11 protein-coding genes are annotated in these 16,716 nt (G+C 46.1%); 6 read left to right on the plus strand and 5 right to left on the minus strand.

The genetic code is table 11. From position 1 onward, the window contains the following. Positions 1-21: 21 nt before the first annotated feature. The gene (gene dapD, locus H8K32_RS02215) at positions 22-849 is read right to left on the minus strand and encodes a 2,3,4,5-tetrahydropyridine-2,6-dicarboxylate N-succinyltransferase (RefSeq protein WP_186910815.1); all 828 of its coding nucleotides are present in this window, start codon (positions 847-849) and stop codon (positions 22-24) included. 98 nt (positions 850-947) lie between these two features. Continuing rightward, a complete protein-coding gene (gene dapC, locus H8K32_RS02220) occupies positions 948-2,177 on the minus strand; it encodes a succinyldiaminopimelate transaminase (RefSeq protein ID WP_186910816.1) in 1,230 nt (409 codons plus the stop codon). A gap of 530 nt (positions 2,178-2,707) precedes the next feature. Here dapC and H8K32_RS02225 point away from each other — a divergent pair. The 6 genes from H8K32_RS02225 to def all read left to right on the plus strand — a co-directional run bounded on the left by H8K32_RS02225 (position 2,708) and on the right by def (position 12,254). Further along, entirely contained in the window at positions 2,708-3,292 is a 585-nt protein-coding gene (locus tag H8K32_RS02225; protein WP_186910817.1) for a hypothetical protein, read from the plus strand. A 301-nt stretch (positions 3,293-3,593) separates the two neighbouring features. Beyond that, positions 3,594-7,118: a chromosome segregation protein SMC gene (smc, locus tag H8K32_RS02230; RefSeq protein WP_186910818.1), complete on the plus strand. Its 3,525-nt coding sequence runs from the start codon at positions 3,594-3,596 to the stop codon at positions 7,116-7,118. Next, a complete protein-coding gene (locus H8K32_RS02235; RefSeq protein WP_186910819.1) occupies positions 7,115-8,269 on the plus strand; it encodes a cell division protein ZipA C-terminal FtsZ-binding domain-containing protein in 1,155 nt (384 codons plus the stop codon). The genes smc and H8K32_RS02235 overlap by 4 nt, the downstream gene beginning before the upstream one ends. Before the next feature lie 17 nt (positions 8,270-8,286). After that, positions 8,287-10,683 (plus strand): NAD-dependent DNA ligase LigA, encoded by a 2,397-nt coding sequence (ligA, locus tag H8K32_RS02240; RefSeq protein WP_186910820.1) that lies wholly within the window; start codon positions 8,287-8,289, stop codon positions 10,681-10,683. After that, positions 10,680-11,555 carry a UTP--glucose-1-phosphate uridylyltransferase GalU gene (gene galU / locus H8K32_RS02245; RefSeq protein ID WP_186910821.1) on the plus strand — a complete coding sequence of 292 codons (876 nt, stop codon included), beginning with the start codon at positions 10,680-10,682 and terminating at the stop codon, positions 11,553-11,555. The genes ligA and galU overlap by 4 nt, the downstream gene beginning before the upstream one ends. Before the next feature lie 165 nt (positions 11,556-11,720). Next, entirely contained in the window at positions 11,721-12,254 is a 534-nt protein-coding gene (def, locus tag H8K32_RS02250) for a peptide deformylase (RefSeq protein ID WP_186910822.1), read from the plus strand. Between the two features lie 132 nt (positions 12,255-12,386). Here def and H8K32_RS02255 read toward each other — a convergent pair whose 3' ends face one another. From H8K32_RS02255 to map, 3 genes are all read right to left on the minus strand, one after another. Beyond that, on the minus strand, positions 12,387-13,133 hold the full coding sequence (locus H8K32_RS02255; protein ID WP_186910823.1) for a pseudouridine synthase: 747 nt from the start codon (positions 13,131-13,133) through the stop codon (positions 12,387-12,389). Positions 13,134-13,214: 81 nt separating this feature from the next. After that, positions 13,215-15,767, minus strand: a complete 2,553-nt coding sequence (locus H8K32_RS02260; protein ID WP_186910824.1) for a [protein-PII] uridylyltransferase — start codon at positions 15,765-15,767, stop codon at positions 13,215-13,217. 8 nt (positions 15,768-15,775) lie between these two features. Continuing rightward, a complete protein-coding gene (gene map, locus H8K32_RS02265) occupies positions 15,776-16,591 on the minus strand; it encodes a type I methionyl aminopeptidase (protein ID WP_186910825.1) in 816 nt (271 codons plus the stop codon). Positions 16,592-16,716 lie beyond the last annotated feature (125 nt).

Below are 16,716 nucleotides of genomic sequence, written 5' to 3' on the forward strand. Positions count from 1 at the left end.
CTTTAATTGATTCTCGACGATTTAAGCGCCGCGCAGCAATTCATTAATACTGGTTTTGGAACGAGTTTGTGCGTCAACACGTTTTACAATTACTGCACAATACAAGCTGTATTTGCCATCTGCTGACGGTAAACTACCAGACACTACAACAGAGCCAGATGGGATGCGGCCATAACTTACTTCGCCAGTTGCACGGTCAAAAATTTTGGTTGATTGGCCAATATATACGCCCATAGAAATGACAGAATTTTCTTCGACAATCACACCTTCAACGATCTCAGAACGTGCACCGATAAAGCAGTTGTCTTCGATGATTGTAGGATTAGCCTGCATGGGCTCTAATACGCCGCCAATACCAACGCCGCCAGACAAATGGACATTCTTGCCGATTTGTGCGCAGGAGCCCACGGTTGCCCACGTGTCGACCATGGCACCTTCATCAACATAGGCACCAATGTTAACGTAAGACGGCATCAATACAACGTTCTTGGCGATAAAACTACCGCGGCGTGCGACGGCGGGTGGGACTACGCGGAAACCACCTTTAGCAAAATCCTCAGCGGTATAATTTGCAAATTTAGTTGGTACTTTGTCAAAAAATTGCATGTGATCGCCAGATGGCATGCAGATGTTATCTTCAAGGCGGAATGATAATAAAACTGCTTTTTTTACCCATTGATTCACATGCCAGCTACCGTCAATCTTTTGAGCAACGCGCAAACTACCGCTATCTAATTCACTCAATACATGAGCAACGGCTTCACGGATTTCTGCCGGTGCAGATTTAGGAGATAAATTGGCACGATCTTCCCACGCGTTATCGATCAGTTGCTGTAATTGTTGTGTCATGTTGAGTCTTTTTAAGTAAAATAAAAACGGTGTTGTTGCAGTGTAGTTTATTTGAATAAATGGATGATACTAAAAAGTTATATAAGCATCTATTGCACTTATTGATTCTTTAAAAGGTCTTTGCAAAAAGCGACAATACGCTGAGCTGCCTCGAGGCATTCTTCCACTTCTGCGACCAAGGCCATGCGAATACGGTTTTGTCCCGGATTCATTCCATGCGCCTCTCGCGCCAGATAACTTCCCGGCAAAACCGTCACATTATATTGTTCATATAAACGCCTGGCGAATTCAGTGTCACTGATGCCATGAAGGTGGTCGACTTTTGCCCACAAATAAAAAGCCGCATCTGGAAGGTCAACGTCTAAAACTTCTTTTAGTATAGGTGTGATTTGCGCAAACTTCTTAATGTACTTAGTCCGATTTTCTTGTACGTGAAGCTCGTCGTTCCAAGCGAGCGCTGAGGCCGCCTGTATCATGGGGCTCATTGCGCTACCATGGTAGGTTCGATATAACAAAAAGTTTTTGACGATTTCAGCGTCCCCAGCCACAAAGCCAGAACGCATGCCTGGCACATTGGAACGCTTTGACAAGCTTGATAGAGAAATAAGTCTGCGATAGTCTGCTCGGCCCAATAGCTGTGCCGCTTGCAAGCCACCTAAAGGCGCGTCTTCTTTAAAATAAATCTCAGAGTAGCATTCGTCGGCGGCAATGACAAAGCCATAGCGATCCGATAGGTCGAATAATTCTTTCCAATCATCCAAATTTAATACGGCTCCAGTAGGATTCCCTGGTGAGCATACAAATAGGAGTTGAACGCGTTTCCAAATTTCTTCAGGAATACTGCCGTAATCAGGCGCAAAGTTGCGCGAAGGATTAGCGTTAGCGAAATACGGCTCAGCACCCGAAAGATAGGCCGCACCTTCGTAAATCTGGTAGAACGGATTGGGACAGATGATTAATGGGGCGCCATTTGCGCATTGTTCAGTATTAATAATCGTCTGAGCTAGAGAGAATAAGGCTTCCCGTGAACCGTTGACCGGTAAAATTTGCGTCGCCGGATTAAGTGCTGGAATGCTATAGCGTCTTGTTATCCATTGAGAAATAGAGGAGCGTAAGGCTTCCGATCCTGCCGTAAGAGGGTAGTTCGCCAGCCCATCCATATTATCAACGAGTGCTTGCTTAATAAATTCCGGAGTTGGATGCTTGGGCTCACCAATCCCCAGACTGATTGCTTTGAATGATGCATTGGGCTTGGTATCCGCAAACAAGCGTTTCAGTTTCTCAAATGGATAAGGTTGCAACTTTGCGAGATGAGGATGGAAAGTCATTTTGGGTTTCTATCTATTTTTATTTATTTTGTGCAAGCTCGTTGCCAAATAAGTTGTTCCTTAAGTGATTCACGCATTATATCCTCACGGACATTCCTGCGAGAAATCCTTTGGCTTTAAATGTGGGAAGATCTTTGGCGAAACCAATGATACAGCGCTGTTTGTTTTTCTTCGTGAGCGTTGATGATTTCTAATGAGTCTTTATAAATCTTATTAAGTAAGCATGGAATGCGCGGCGTAGTGGTCATATAAAAAGTACATGTGGATACAAATAGGTCTAAAAAAATTACAACTACCCACTTGTTCTCAGTTTTTGATCGATTACTATACCGTGTTATTTAGTTATTACATGCGTGCTTGAGTTAAAATTGCCCGCGTAAAAAAAGATGTGTGAACTTTTACCCTCTTTTAAAGGCGGTAATGTGATTTCTATTCAAAATAATCACATACTTTGAAAAGTATGGGTGTTTTAGTGGTTAAGAAAATGGTTAAGAAAATGGTTAAGAAAACGGTTGAGAAAAGAGGATGAAATGATAAAAGTAAAAACCTTAATGTTAAGCTCGTTAGTTGGGCTTGTTATAGCAGGTTGCGGTGGCTCATCTAATGCGCCAATAGGTGGCACCCTGACAGGGTTGGCAGGCGGGAGTACATTAACGCTATTGAATAATAATGCAAATCCGTTAACTCTTGGCGCGAATGGTTTTTTTACGTTTTCTTTGTATCTTCCATCTGGATCTGGCTACAATGTCACTGTTAATTCCCAGCCAATAGGTCAGACGTGTTCAGTAACAAATGGTACTGGAACAGTAAGCTCAAATGGTGCGGCCGTTACTAATGTTGCTGTGAATTGTGTTGCTAATTTACCGAACAATAATATTGTTTTTGGAAATTTGACTGGATTGCCGGCTGGTAAGCAGGTTGTTTTAACGAATGCTCAGGATACGTTGACACTAACAGTCAACGGAGCATTTGCGTTCCCGACCGCTGTACCAATTGGCGGCTCCTATCTGGTGTCTTTAAAAAGCCAGTCTCCGGGGTTGAACTGTACAACGGCTAATGTTTCCGGCACGATTCCAGCCACAGGATTTATCACTCAGGTTGTGGTTTCTTGCTAAGTAAATAAGTAAATAAGTAAATGGTTAAATTGACTCACATTGTCATATATGTCGATGTGAGTTTTTTTTCTTGCGCTGGTTGTTGCACGTTTATTGTTTTTCTTAAGTAATACATTTCACTCGCATATCAACTGCAAGTAGTAATTTTATTTTTTGTTATGGGAAGTTGCTCCGTAAATATCATAATTTGCCGATCAAATGGTATGATGCCAAAATACTAGCCAAGCCTCTATATGTCATTTTTTGTTTGTCCGAAAAATGAAGGTAGATATGACTGCAAAAGATAATTAAATTTCATTAAGTGCGATTAACTTCTATTAAATTGTCGGGATTCAAGTCTTTCGTGGATCCCACTCACTTCCAGGTTCCTGGCCAGTTGGTCGGCGTTGTCGGTCCTAATGGTTGCGGAAAATCCAACATCATCGACGCGGTGCGTTGGGTGCTGGGCGAATCAAAAGCGTCCGAGTTGCGTGGCGAATCCATGCAGGACGTTATTTTTAATGGTTCGACGCATAGAAAACCAGCTGGACGCTCTTCCGTTGAGCTCATCTTTGATAATAGTTTGGGTAAAGCTGCTGGTCAGTGGAGCCAGTACGGTGAAATTGCCGTCAAACGCACCTTAACACGCGATGGCACTTCGACCTATTACATCAATGGTCAGGCCGTACGTCGTCGTGATATTCAAGATATTTTTCTTGGAACAGGTTTGGGGCCCCGTGCCTACGCGATCATCGGCCAGGGTATGATTTCTCGCATTATCGAAGCGAGGCCTGAAGAGTTGCGCGTGTTTCTCGAAGAGGCGGCCGGTGTCTCACGTTATAAAGAGCGCCGCCGCGAAACTGAAAATCGCATTCACGATACGCATGAAAATTTGGTCCGTGTTGACGATATCTTGCGCGAGTTAAACGCCAATCTCGAAAAGTTGGAAGCGCAGGCTGTCGTTGCGAATAAATTTCATGAATTGCAGTCTGATCAGGAAGAAAAGCAAAAGTTATTGTGGTTGCTGCGTAAAAAAGAGGCGGCCAACGAGCAGCAAAAGTATTTTTCTGAAATTGAGAAGACCCAGCTGGATTTAGAAGAGCATACCGCCAAATTGCGGCATGTAGAATTAGAGCTCGAGCAAATGCGTCAGGCGCATTATGCCGTCGGTGATCGCATGCATCAGGCACAGGGGCACTTATATCAGACCAATGCAGAGATTGGCAGTCTTGAAGCACAGATTAAATTTGTCGTTGAATCGCGTAGCCGTTTGCAATCACAATTGCACTCATTGACCGCGCAACGAGATCAATGGCAAACACAAAGCCATCATCTGCAAGATGAATTGGCTGAAGCCGAGATTCATGTCGAAGAACTGGCCATGCGTGCCGAACAAGCAGCAGAGGTGGCACATTCTCAGGGCGATACGTTACCTGCGATGGAGCAGGTATGGCGCGAGTCGCAACTGAAGACGACAGAATCACGCGCCAAAATTATGCAGATGCAACAACAGATAGAACTTGAATCTGCACATCAACGCAACGCTTCAAATATTCTTAACTCTCTGGCGTCGCGCAAAGAGCGCTTACAGCAAGAAAAGCAAGGTCTGGCCATGCCAGATTCCAGCCATTTGGAGAATTTATCTTTCCAGCTGGAAGAGAAAAAGCAAATGCTCGAAGAGTTGTCTATGCAACTCGAAGAGGCGCAACAGCAGTTGCCAGTGTTAGAAGAAGGTCGCAAATTTGCTCAAACGCAGGTGAATCAGGATGCGGCTGAATTGGCGCAACTGGAAGCCCGTTTGCTAGCGCTCAAACAATTGCAAGAAAAAGTACAGACGCAAGGTAAAGTGCAACCATGGTTGGAAAAACACGAGCTCGGCGGCTTACCAAAACTTTGGCAAAAACTGCACATTGAAGCCGGTTGGGAAACTGCACTCGAGTCTGTTCTGCGTGAGCGTACAGCCTCTTTGGAAATGTCCAATCTTGATTGGGCGAAAGCCTTTTTTAGCGATGCTCCCCCTGCAAAGCTCGCAGTGTATAGTCCGCAGATTTCTGGCGAACAAATTCTCCCTACACCTGGCTTAAAGCCATTTTTAAGTCTGCTTCAATTAAACGATGCTGGCGTGCGTGGCCTGATGCAAGATTGGTTGCACCAAGTTTATGTTGCCGAAGATGTGACTGCTGCCTTTGTAGATAGAGTCAAATTACCCGCTGGCGCATCATTTGTGACCAAACAAGGGCATGTGATTTCACGCTCGAGTGTACGCTTCTACGCCTCAGACTCTGAGCAAGACGGTGTGCTGGGTCGCCAGCAAGAAATAGAAAATATCGGCAAGCAATGCCGTGCTAAGCAATTGCTTGCTGATGAGGCAAAATCCGGTGCGATTCGAGCTGAGGCTGCTTATACTCAGGCAGCCCATCAATTGCAAGATCTGCGTCAGCGAGTCAGTTCTTTGACGCAGAATACCCACAGTCTTCAAATCGAATACATGAAACTGGCTGAAGTACAAGAACGCTTTAATCAGCGTAGTACGCAAATCAGTACCGATTTGATGGAAATTGCTACGCAAGAAGCGGAACAACAGCAAATCCGTGCAGAGTCTGAACAAAAGTTTGAAATGCTCGACTTGGAACTGGCCGAACTTCAAGAATCACATGAGGACGGACAGACCGCGTACCTAGAAAAAGAACAGCAACTCAATAACGCACGTCAGCGTTTGCGCGAGCTTGAATTAGCGGCACAAGAGGCATCTTTTGCGGAGAAATCTCATCGCAGTAAGATGGAAGAAATGCGCAGAAATATTGCGACCGCGCTGGAGCAATCTGCTCAACTATTTGCCAGTATGCAACAAGGACAGTTAGAGCTGGAATCCATGAATGATCAAGCTGCGCAAGCTGGTCTTCAAGAATTGTTGGATAGACGCAGTGAGCAAGAGCGCGCGCTGGCTGATGCGAGACATGAATTGGATCAATTGACGCAAAAACTGCGTCAACACGAAGACAGTAAAACGCAAACCGAACGTGGCCTCCAGCCACAACGCGATCGTATTGTCGAGTTACAACTCAAAGAACAGGCTGCTCGTCTGGCGCAAGAGCAATATGCGGAGCAGTTGCGGAATTTTGAGGTTGATGAAGATAAATTATCCGAAAAACTCCATGCAGATTTGAAGCCGTCCTATTTGCAAGGTGAGGTGACGCGCCTGACGAATGCCATTGCCGCATTAGGTGCAGTTAATATGGCTGCACTGGATGAGTTAGCGCAAGCAAAAGAGCGTAAAACGTTCCTTGATTCACAGCATGCTGATTTGACGGAAGCCATCACAACCTTGCAAGATGCGATTCATAAGATCGATATCGAGACACGCGAATTGTTGCAGGATACCTTCGACAAGGTTAATCATCATTTCGCTGAATTGTTCCCGATCTTGTTTGGCGGTGGTCAGGCAAAATTAATTATGACTGGCGATGAAATTCTGGATTCAGGTGTGCAAGTGATGGCGCAGCCGCCTGGCAAAAAGAATGCCACGATTCATTTGTTGTCAGGTGGCGAAAAAGCGCTGACTGCAACGGCACTCGTATTCTCAATGTTTCAGCTCAATCCTGCACCGTTCTGTTTGCTTGATGAGGTTGATGCTCCTTTGGATGATTCGAATACCGAACGCTTCTGTAAGATGGTGAAACGGATGTCCTCCAATACCCAATTTTTATTTATCTCCCACAACAAAATTGCAATGGAAATGGCGCAACAATTGATTGGCGTTACCATGCAAGAGCAGGGGGTTTCCCGAATTGTGGCGGTAGACATGGAGTCTGCTGTCAATTTTGCTACTGAGGTTCAAGCGGCATGACCGATTTTCAAATAAGTTTATTAATTGCTGGCGGCACATTGGTCGTTGGAGTCGTAATTTTTAACAAATGGCAAGAATATAAGGCAAAAAAGACAGTTGAAAACGCCTTTGCGGATGGACACGATGATGTATTGCTCAATCCTGACGCTCCCGTCGATGCGACGCAGAGACAAGAGCCAGTGTTCGCAGACAAAGAGCTGGATATCGAACCAGTCGTAAAAAAATCGCGTCCATCCGCTCCTGTTCAGGAGGAACTGCTTGGCGCGTCAAAAGATACAGGTTCGGAAGAAGTGCCTATGCCGCACGACGAGCCAGTTGCAGAGCCATTAACTAGTTCTTTGCTACCAGTGCTGGCGCGAGAATTGCCAGTCGATGAATTAATTGACTGTGTTATTCCTTTAGAATTCGATACGCCAATTCGCGGTGAAAAGATTTTGAGTGAAATCGCTGATCTCAAATATGTGGGTAAGAAACCCGTCCATTTTATCGGGCAAAGAGATGATGGCGAACGTGACGTGATCGCGACAGGTGGCGCTTACACTGCTATATTTGCTGGCATTCAGATGGTGAGTCGTAGTGGTCCGTTGAGTGAGCTTGAATATTCCGAGTTCATCATGAAACTGCGTGTCATCGCTGATAACTTAAATGCACATCCAGATATTCCTGACATGAATAAAGTGATTTTACATGCTCGTGAATTACATCAATTTGTCGCTGAACACGATGCACAATTAAGTGTCAACGTCGCAGCAAACGGTGCACCGTGGGCATTGAATACATTATTGGCTGCGTTAGAGAAAATGGGGTTTGATCAACGACCTGACGGACGCTTGATGATGCCTGATGGGGATGGCGGCAGCTTATTTACCCTTTCTACCAATGTTGGTGTGAGCGAGGTTATGACCTCACGTTTGACATTGTTATTGGATGTGCCATGCGTTGCTCCATCACGCGATAGTTTTGGTGCTATGGCAGCATGTGCACGTTCGCTCGCTACGCGACTAGGTGGCACTGTCGTGGACGACGGCAATCAGCCAATTTCCATGGCTGCGCTGGATGAAATAGCTGGTCAAGTCAATGAGTTCTACGGTGCTATGGCTGAGGCGCAGATTCCGGCAGGGTCCTTGCGTGCCCAGCGTTTGTTTAGCTAAACAGGTAATCTAGTTTCATGCAAAATGATTTGTTTGGCGACGGTGAATCAAATACCGTCGCGAATACGCTGACGCCAGAAGCGCAGCGTGCTGCTGTGGTTCGAGCAGAGCTTGAACGCCATAGCTATGCTTACTACGTCCTGGACGCACCGACTATACCGGATAGTGAGTACGATAAGCTGTTCCGCGAGCTACAGCAGTTGGAAGAGCAATTCCCTGAATTAAAAACGCCTGACTCTCCTACCTTGCGGGTAGGTGGAGCTGCGCTTGCTGAGTTTGGTCAGGTTCAGCACGCCGTGCCAATGTTATCCTTAAATAATGCGTTTGAGGATGAGGATATTCAGGCATTTGACCGACGCGTCTCTGAAGGCTTAAATGCTAATAATGCTATCGAGTATGCGATTGACCTCAAGTTTGATGGTTTGGCGATTAATTTGCGCTATATAAATGGCGTATTTACACAGGCAGCGACGCGGGGTGATGGCTTTACCGGCGAAGATGTTACGGAAAATATTCGCACTATTCGCAGTATCCCCTTACGTTTAAACACAAACAACCCACCAGTAGTATTGGATGTACGCGGTGAAGTGTTGATGTTTAAAAATGATTTTGCTCATTTAAACCAGCGTCAGCGTGATGCCGGCGCAAAAGAGTTTGCAAATCCACGTAATGCGGCGGCAGGGAGTTTGCGACAGTTAGATTCGAAAATAACAGCTCAGCGCAACTTACGATTTTTTGCGTATGGAATTGGTTATCTCGAAGGTGCAGAGGCACCTGAATCTCATCGTGAACTTTTGCAATGGTATCAAGTGATGGGCATTCCAGTCTGCGATGAAAATGCGGTGGTCACAGGTGCTGCCGGTTTACTTGATTTCTATCGCTCCATCCAAACCAAACGTCCTTCACTTGCGTACGAAATTGATGGTGTGGTCTACAAGGTCAACAGCTTTGCGCAGCAAGAGGAGTTAGGTTTTGTTTCACGTGCTCCGCGTTTTGCGATTGCGCACAAGTTTCCGGCAGAAGAGGCACTAACGGTAGTACAGGGGATTGACATTCAAGTTGGACGTACCGGTGCTTTGACGCCGGTTGCACGTCTGGCGCCAGTATTTGTTGGTGGCGTGACGATCACTAATGCGACACTGCACAATGAAGATGAAATTCGACGCAAAGACGTTCGCATAGGCGATACCGTCATCGTACGGCGTGCTGGGGACGTAATTCCGGAAGTGTTAGCGGTCGTGATCGAGCGCAGACCCGAGCCTGCGCCATCGATGTTTGAGATGTTAAAAAGCTGCCCTGTTTGCGGTTCCCATGTTGTGCGGGAAGAGGGAGAGGCAGTGGCGCGATGCACCGGAGGTTTGTTTTGCTCGGCACAACGAAAAGAAGCTTTACGACATTTTGCTTCGCGCAAGATGATGGACATCGATGGACTGGGTGAGCGTTATATCGACAATCTGGTGGAGTTCGACTATGTGCGCGGTATTGCTGACCTTTATAAATTAAGCCTGGCTGATTTGCTGGAGATGAAGCGTCGCGCAGACGAGCGTGAAGGCGTTATTCCTGAAACAGTTCAGCAAGGAAAAATTGCGACCAAGTGGGCAGAGAATCTTATTGATGCGATAGCCGCAAGCAAACAACCTGCATTGGACCGCTTTTTATTTGCGCTGGGTATACGCCACGTGGGCGAATCAACCGCAAAAACACTGGCGGAGTGGTTAGGTAGCCTTGAATTAATACGTCATTCGCCGTTAAGTTTATTTCTTGTTTTGCCCGACGTAGGTCCTGTTGTCGCTGAAGCAATAGCTGATTTTTTTGCTGAAGAAAAAAATCAACAAGCGCTGGATGAGCTATTGAAAGCCGACGTAAGACCGGGAGGTGAGCATCCGCCAAGTGCAAAATTACGGCAGTACCTCCAAAGCTCCGTGTTGTTAGCTACTCTTGGAATTCCAAAATTAACCACAACCCGTTGCAAACAATTGCAAGACCGCGGCCTGACGCTGGTAAATTTGGCAGAAATCGGAGATGATGGTTTTGTGCAACTTGGTTTGCCTGCCGACGTCAATGCCGCGCTGCTGGAATGGCTCTCGGCGCCAAAAAATAGACAACAATTGCTTCAACTGGAAAATTTGCGCTTGCAGTTATTAGCGCAAATTCCCGAGGTGACCGACGCTGAAGGCTCGTTGAGCGGAAAGACTTTTGTATTGACAGGCACCTTGCCGACACTGAGTCGGGAGCAGGCAAGCGCTTTAATTGAAGCGCAGGGCGGTAAAGTATCCGGCTCAGTGTCTAAAAAAACCAGCTTTGTCGTCGCAGGAGACGAGGCAGGTAGTAAGCTGGTAAAAGCACAGGAATTAGGTATTACCATATTAACCGAAGCGGATTTGCTTCACATTGTTCACGGAGCTGAGAAATGAGAAAAATAAAAAAAGCGGTTTTCCCTGTCGCTGGTTTGGGAAGTCGTTTCTTGCCTGCAACCAAAGCGCAACCAAAGGAAATGTTGCCTATCGTTGATAAGCCTCTGATTCAATACGCGGTGGAAGAAGCGGTAGAGGCAGGTATCACAGAAATGGTGTTTATTACCGGTCGTAATAAGCGTGCGATAGAAGATCATTTCGATAAAGCCTATGAACTGGAAAGCGAATTGGAAGCAGCAGGTAAAGAAGCGCTGTTGGATCTGGTGCGCAATGTTATTCCAAAAAACATTAATTGTATTTATATCCGTCAACCGGCGGCATTAGGTCTTGGCCATGCGGTTTTGTGCGCCCGTCCGGTGATTGGCGATGACCCATTCGCAGTCTTGTTAGCTGACGACCTGATGGACTCTGATGTAGGTGCACCATCTGTCATGGCTCAAATGGCAAGGCAATATGAACAAGAAGGCGGAAGTATTATTGCGGTGCAAGAAGTGCCGCGCGAATTCACGCGTCAATACGGTATTGTCAGCGGTACGGCGTATAAAGATCGCCTGGAACGCGTACAAGCAATTGTCGAAAAACCGATGCCTGACGTAGCGCCATCCACATTGGCGGTTGTTGGCCGCTATATTTTGTCTGGGCGCATTTTCTCTTATCTGGAAAACCTCGGCAAAGGTTCTGGCGGCGAGATTCAATTGACTGACGGTATCGCAGCGATGTTGAAAGATTTTCCTGTCTATGCGTATCGCTCTGAGGCAACTCGTTACGATTGCGGTTCTAAACTCGGCTATCTTAAAGCCAGCGTTGCATTGGGTTTGAAACATAGAGAAACGAGTGCTGAATTTTCTGAGTTTCTTAAATCAATCAAATAAGCATTTAATCTTGAGCTAAAGGCGTTCGTCTGGCACGAATTTTTGTAACGTTCGCTGTGCTGAATTAAAAATATGCGGTCAAGATGTTGAATCTGATCGCATTTTTTTATTTGTGTTTATACTCTAATGCATCAACCGCATCGACTAATTTTTTAAGGTGTTTAAATGATTCACCCAATACTAAAAATGGGCGATCCGCGTTTATTGCGTATCGCAAAAAGCGTCGCCACATTTGATACGCCTGAATTGCATCAGATTATTGCCGACATGTTTGAAACGATGAAGGCTGCAAACGGTGCTGGTTTAGCTGCGCCACAGATTGGCATTGATTTGCAACTCGTCATTTTTGGCTTTAAAACAAACCTGCGCTATCCCGATGCACCGTTGGTACCAGAAACTGTGCTGATCAATCCTGTCCTGACACCTTTGTTGGATGCAATTGAAGATGGGTGGGAAGGGTGCTTATCTGTGCCGGGCATGCGTGGCGTGGTGCCACGATGGTCAGCATTGCGTTACGAGGGATTCGACCAATATGGTCAAGTAATTTCGCGCGAAGTAGAGGGTTTTCATGCTCGTGTCGTGCAGCATGAGTGTGATCATCTGAATGGAATGTTGTACCCTATGCGCATCAAGGACTTTAGTCAATTTGGTTTTACAGAGGTCTTATTTCCTGAATTGAATCCTGAGGATGACGACTAAAACAAAAAAGAGAAGATGCATTGCTACATCTTCTCTTTTTTTGATCGGATCGACTGGGAATTCTTTCAAGGCGACCTTAATGTTAATTCATAAAAATGAATGAATTTCTATTTTATTCATCGATTTCTCAAATCAAAACATTTCATCTTCACGCAAATAACGCCATTGGCCTTCAGGGAGATTACCCAATCTGACTTTTCCAATGCGAACCCGTTTCAGGCCTAATACTTTTAAACCGACCATCTCGCACATGCGGCGAATTTGGCGTTTCTTGCCTTCACGCAGAATGAAATTGAGCTGATCTTCATTTTGCCAGCTGACTTTGGCAGGCAGTAATTTTTTGCCATCCAGGCTCAAGCCGTGATTGAGGCGTCGCAAGTCTTGATCTGGTAATTTCCCAGTTCCACTATACGCTACGCGTACCAGATATTCTTTTTCAACGACCGTATTTTCACCGATCAAATGTTTGGCGACGCGACCATCTTGTGTCAAGACCAGGAGTCCGACGGAATCGATATCGAGTCGTCCGGCTGGAACCAGGCTGCGCAACTGTGTTGGATGAAAAGTCGTATCGACACTATCCTCGGACCAGCGGTTTTCTGGCTTGATGAGAGCAACGGCGGGTGTATAGCCATCTTCTGCTTGTCCGCTGACATAACCGACAGGTTTGTTGATAAGGATGGTGACACGTTTGGATTGCTCAGCCGCAGCTTGCCGTTCCACGGTTACTTTTTGGTGTGGTAAAACTTTGCTACCCAGTTCATCAATGACTTTGCCGTCAACCCGCACCCAACCGCGAGCGATCCATTCATCGGCTTCGCGCCGCGAGCATAGTCCCAGTTCGGACATGCGTTTTGAGAGTCGTACTAATTCTGTCATTTTTTAAATATCTTGCTGTGAAATTGAAACTAGCTATTTCAATATATTTTAATAAAATCAAATAGGTCGCGAGCTTACACCCTAAACTCTTAAAGCATCAAGCAAATCAGTTTCAAATTGAATTTGGGTTCGCGCCCCTTGCAATGCCGCGCCATCAACGATGAAGACGTCTTCAACGCGCTCACCCAGAGTCATGATCTTTGCTGTGTGCAAATTGATCTTGTATTTAGTTAATATTTCTGCGACAGCGTAGAGAAGACCATTTCGATCGTTTGCAGAAATGGAGAGCAGATAAAATTGCCCCTTGTCATCCGGGCGTAAATCCACGGTCGGCACGATAGGAAAGCTACGTGACATGCGCGATAAACGCCCTCTATTTGGCGGAGATAAAGGCGTCTGCTTGGCAAGTACTGCACTCAGCTCATGTTCTATCAGGTTGATAATGTCACGATATTGATGGGCAAATGTTGGCTCGGTTACCATGAAGGTGTCTAACGCGTAACCATTTTTGCTAGTATGTATTTTGGCGTCCAGGATGCCAAAATTTTTACTGTCAAAATAGTTGCATATCCGTGCAAACAGATCGGGTTGGTCTTTGACGTAGACCGTCACCTGCAATCCTTCACCAATGGGTGAAAGACGGCATTTGACGACCGGTGTGGCACTGTCAATTTTGTCGTGTAAAACGCGGGTTTGCCAAGCGATATCGGATGCGTCATGGCGTAAAAAATAAGCCACATCTAGTTGTTGCCAGAATTTTTCATGCGCATCAGGAGCTATACCAACTAAGCGTAAAGCTTTTAATGCTTCTTCTTGTCGGTTTTTGAGTTCACGGTCTTTAGATGGTGCTTCTCCGCCTAGAACGCGTAAAGTCATGCGATATAAATCTTCGAGCAATTTGCCTTTCCAGCCATTCCATACTTTGGGGCTGGTGCCACGTATATCTGCCACCGTCAGAAGATACAGTGCGGTCAGGTGGCGCTCATCTTTCACCAAGCTAGCAAATTGCTTGACGACATCCGGATCGGATAAGTCTTGCTTTTGAGCGACATGCGACATCGTGAGATGGTTTTGTACCAAAAAAACGATGAGTTCAGTGTTGGCGCGGGTTAACCCGTGGTCGTAGCAGAATTTTTTGGCATCTGCCATCCCCAAAACGGAGTGATCGCCACCGCGCCCTTTTGCGATGTCATGAAACAAAGCAGCAATATACAAAACCCAGGGCTGAGTAAAGTTGGCCATCAATTGGCTGCAGAATGGGTATTCGTGCGCGTGTTCTGGCATGGTAAATCGTCGCAAATTACGTACGACCATCAGAATATGCTGATCAACTGTATAGGCATGAAACAAGTCATGCTGCATTTGGCCGATAATGCGCCGGAAATTTGGCAAATATCTGCCAAGAATGCTCATTTGATTCATGCGGCGCAAAGCATGGGTAATGCCCTGCGGGGACTGCAAAATTTGCAAAAATAAAGAACGATTGAAAATATTGTGCCTGAACTCCGCATCTATGAGTAAGCGCGCATGCCACAACGCACGTGACGTTCGGGCGGTCATTCCTTTTAATTCGCTATGTCTTGCCAGAACTAAAAATACTTCCAGAAGTGCAGAGGGTGAAGACTCAAAGGTGTCATCCCGTGCAATGTCAATAAAGCCATTCACCTCATTGAAATGCTCATTAATAGGGCGTGGTACTGATGGCTGCGGGAATAACACGGCCTCAATATTTTGCAAGAGAATCAGATTGAGCTGAGTGACTGCCTTCGCCGCCCAATAATACCTTTGCATCAGATATTCACTAGCGCGACGTGACTCTGTCGTTTTAAAACCAAACGATTCCGCGATCGGAGTCTGTACGTCAAAAATCAAACGATCTTCTCTCCGACCTGCGTGGATGTGCAGGCGAATTCGTATATCTTTGAACGCACGCTCATTACGTTTGAGTTGGCGTGCCTCTGTATCAGTGATCAGGCCGCGGTCAGCTAATTCGCGCCATGAGTTACCCAGGTGGGCCGCTTTTGCGACCCATAAAATTACCTGTAGATCTCGCAAGCCACCTGGGCTTTCTTTGCAATTTGGTTCTAGACTATATGGCGTGTCTTCGTATTTGACGTGCCGCTGTTGTAATTCCAGGAGTTTTTCCTGAAAAAACTTTTGCGGATTCATTACCGATGAATAGCGCTCTTGTAATTCCCAAAATAGTTTTCGGCTACCTGTCACTAAGCGCGCTTCGAGCAGGCTAGTCTGCACCGTTATATCGGCGCTAGACTCTTGCAAACATTCGTCTACGGTGCGGATACTATGTCCAATATCTAAGCCGATATCCCAGAATAGTTGCACCAGATTTTCGAGCTTTTCTTTCTCTGCTGGCTCTGGTGCTTTGTTCAGCAGAATCAGGACATCCACATCGGACTGTGGAAATAGCTCACCTCGCCCGTACCCGCCAACGGCGACCAGAGAGTATTCTTTAGGTAGTTGAAAATGCTTCCAGACTTTTTCCAGAACCTGATCAACATGTCGACATAAGTCGTGCAGCAGCTGTTCAGCTTTGTGATCTGCGTTGAAGGCGCGAATAATTGCAGCCTGACCTGTCTTGATTTCCTCTTTGAATGCGAGAGCGGGTGAGAGCATTATCCAGCTCAGCCTTGATGATTTTTGATGAAATCTGGCAGTTCAGGATAGCCTTCTGACATGGTCAAAACTTCGTAGCCAGTCTCGGTCACCAGTACAGTATGTTCCCATTGTGCCGACAGGCTGCGATCTTTGGTGCGTATGGTCCAGCCATCGCCCATTTCACGGATCTCACGACGACCCGCATTGATCATTGGTTCAACTGTGAAGATCATGCCAGCTTCGAGGCGTTCCATGGTACCTGGCTTGCCGTAGTGCATGACTTGTGGTGCTTCGTGGAAAATTTTGCCGATACCATGACCGCAAAATTCGCGCACGACGCTGTATCCTGCTTTTTCCGCGTGTTGTTGAATCACATGACCGATGTCACCCAGATGTGCGCCGGGTTTGATCTTGGCAATCCCCAGCCACATGCACTCATAAGTGATTTCACTCAGACGTTTGCTCAGAATAGAGGGTTCGCCGACTAAAAACATACGGCTAGTGTCGCCGTGGTAGCCATTTTTAATGACCGTGATGTCGAGATTGACGGAGTCGCCACTTTTCAAAACTTTATCGCCTGGAATGCCGTGGCAAATTACGTCGTTGACTGAAGTGCAAATAGCTTTTGGATATGGTGTGTACCCAGGTGGGCAGTAATTCAGCGGAGCAGGGATGGTGCCTTGCACATTCGTCATGTACTCATGACAAAGCTGGTCAATTTCACCTGTAGTGATGCCAACTTTAACGAATGGCGTAATGTAGTCCAGAACTTCAGACGCGAGTTTGCCAGCGATACGCATACCTGCGATGTCTTCTGCGGTTTTAATTGAGATGGATTCCATAATTTTTCTTCTTTGTAATGGTGGCGGCCGAACTGCTCGAAAAAGCTTGTTGCTCATGATTCGATGCAATTTTAGCTGTTCAGCAAAATGAACAATGCCGCTTGTGTAAATGCCAAAGGCTACTA

The organism is Cognatundibacterium jejuense (assembly GCF_014284255.1).
Classification (GTDB): domain Bacteria; phylum Pseudomonadota; class Gammaproteobacteria; order Burkholderiales; family Burkholderiaceae_D; genus Undibacterium; species Undibacterium jejuense.

Coding starts and splice junctions, on each gene's coding strand:
- dapD (WP_186910815.1), bottom strand. CDS start 849: ATGACACAACAATTACAGCAACTGATCGATAACGCGTGGGAAGATCGT.
- dapC (WP_186910816.1), bottom strand. CDS start 2,177: ATGACTTTCCATCCTCATCTCGCAAAGTTGCAACCTTATCCATTTGAG.
- H8K32_RS02225 (WP_186910817.1), top strand. CDS start 2,708: ATGATAAAAGTAAAAACCTTAATGTTAAGCTCGTTAGTTGGGCTTGTT.
- H8K32_RS02235 (WP_186910819.1), top strand. CDS start 7,115: ATGACCGATTTTCAAATAAGTTTATTAATTGCTGGCGGCACATTGGTC.
- ligA (WP_186910820.1), top strand. CDS start 8,287: ATGCAAAATGATTTGTTTGGCGACGGTGAATCAAATACCGTCGCGAAT.
- galU (WP_186910821.1), top strand. CDS start 10,680: ATGAGAAAAATAAAAAAAGCGGTTTTCCCTGTCGCTGGTTTGGGAAGT.
- def (WP_186910822.1), top strand. CDS start 11,721: ATGATTCACCCAATACTAAAAATGGGCGATCCGCGTTTATTGCGTATC.
- H8K32_RS02255 (WP_186910823.1), bottom strand. CDS start 13,133: ATGACAGAATTAGTACGACTCTCAAAACGCATGTCCGAACTGGGACTA.
- H8K32_RS02260 (WP_186910824.1), bottom strand. CDS start 15,767: ATGCTCTCACCCGCTCTCGCATTCAAAGAGGAAATCAAGACAGGTCAG.
- map (WP_186910825.1), bottom strand. CDS start 16,591: ATGGAATCCATCTCAATTAAAACCGCAGAAGACATCGCAGGTATGCGT.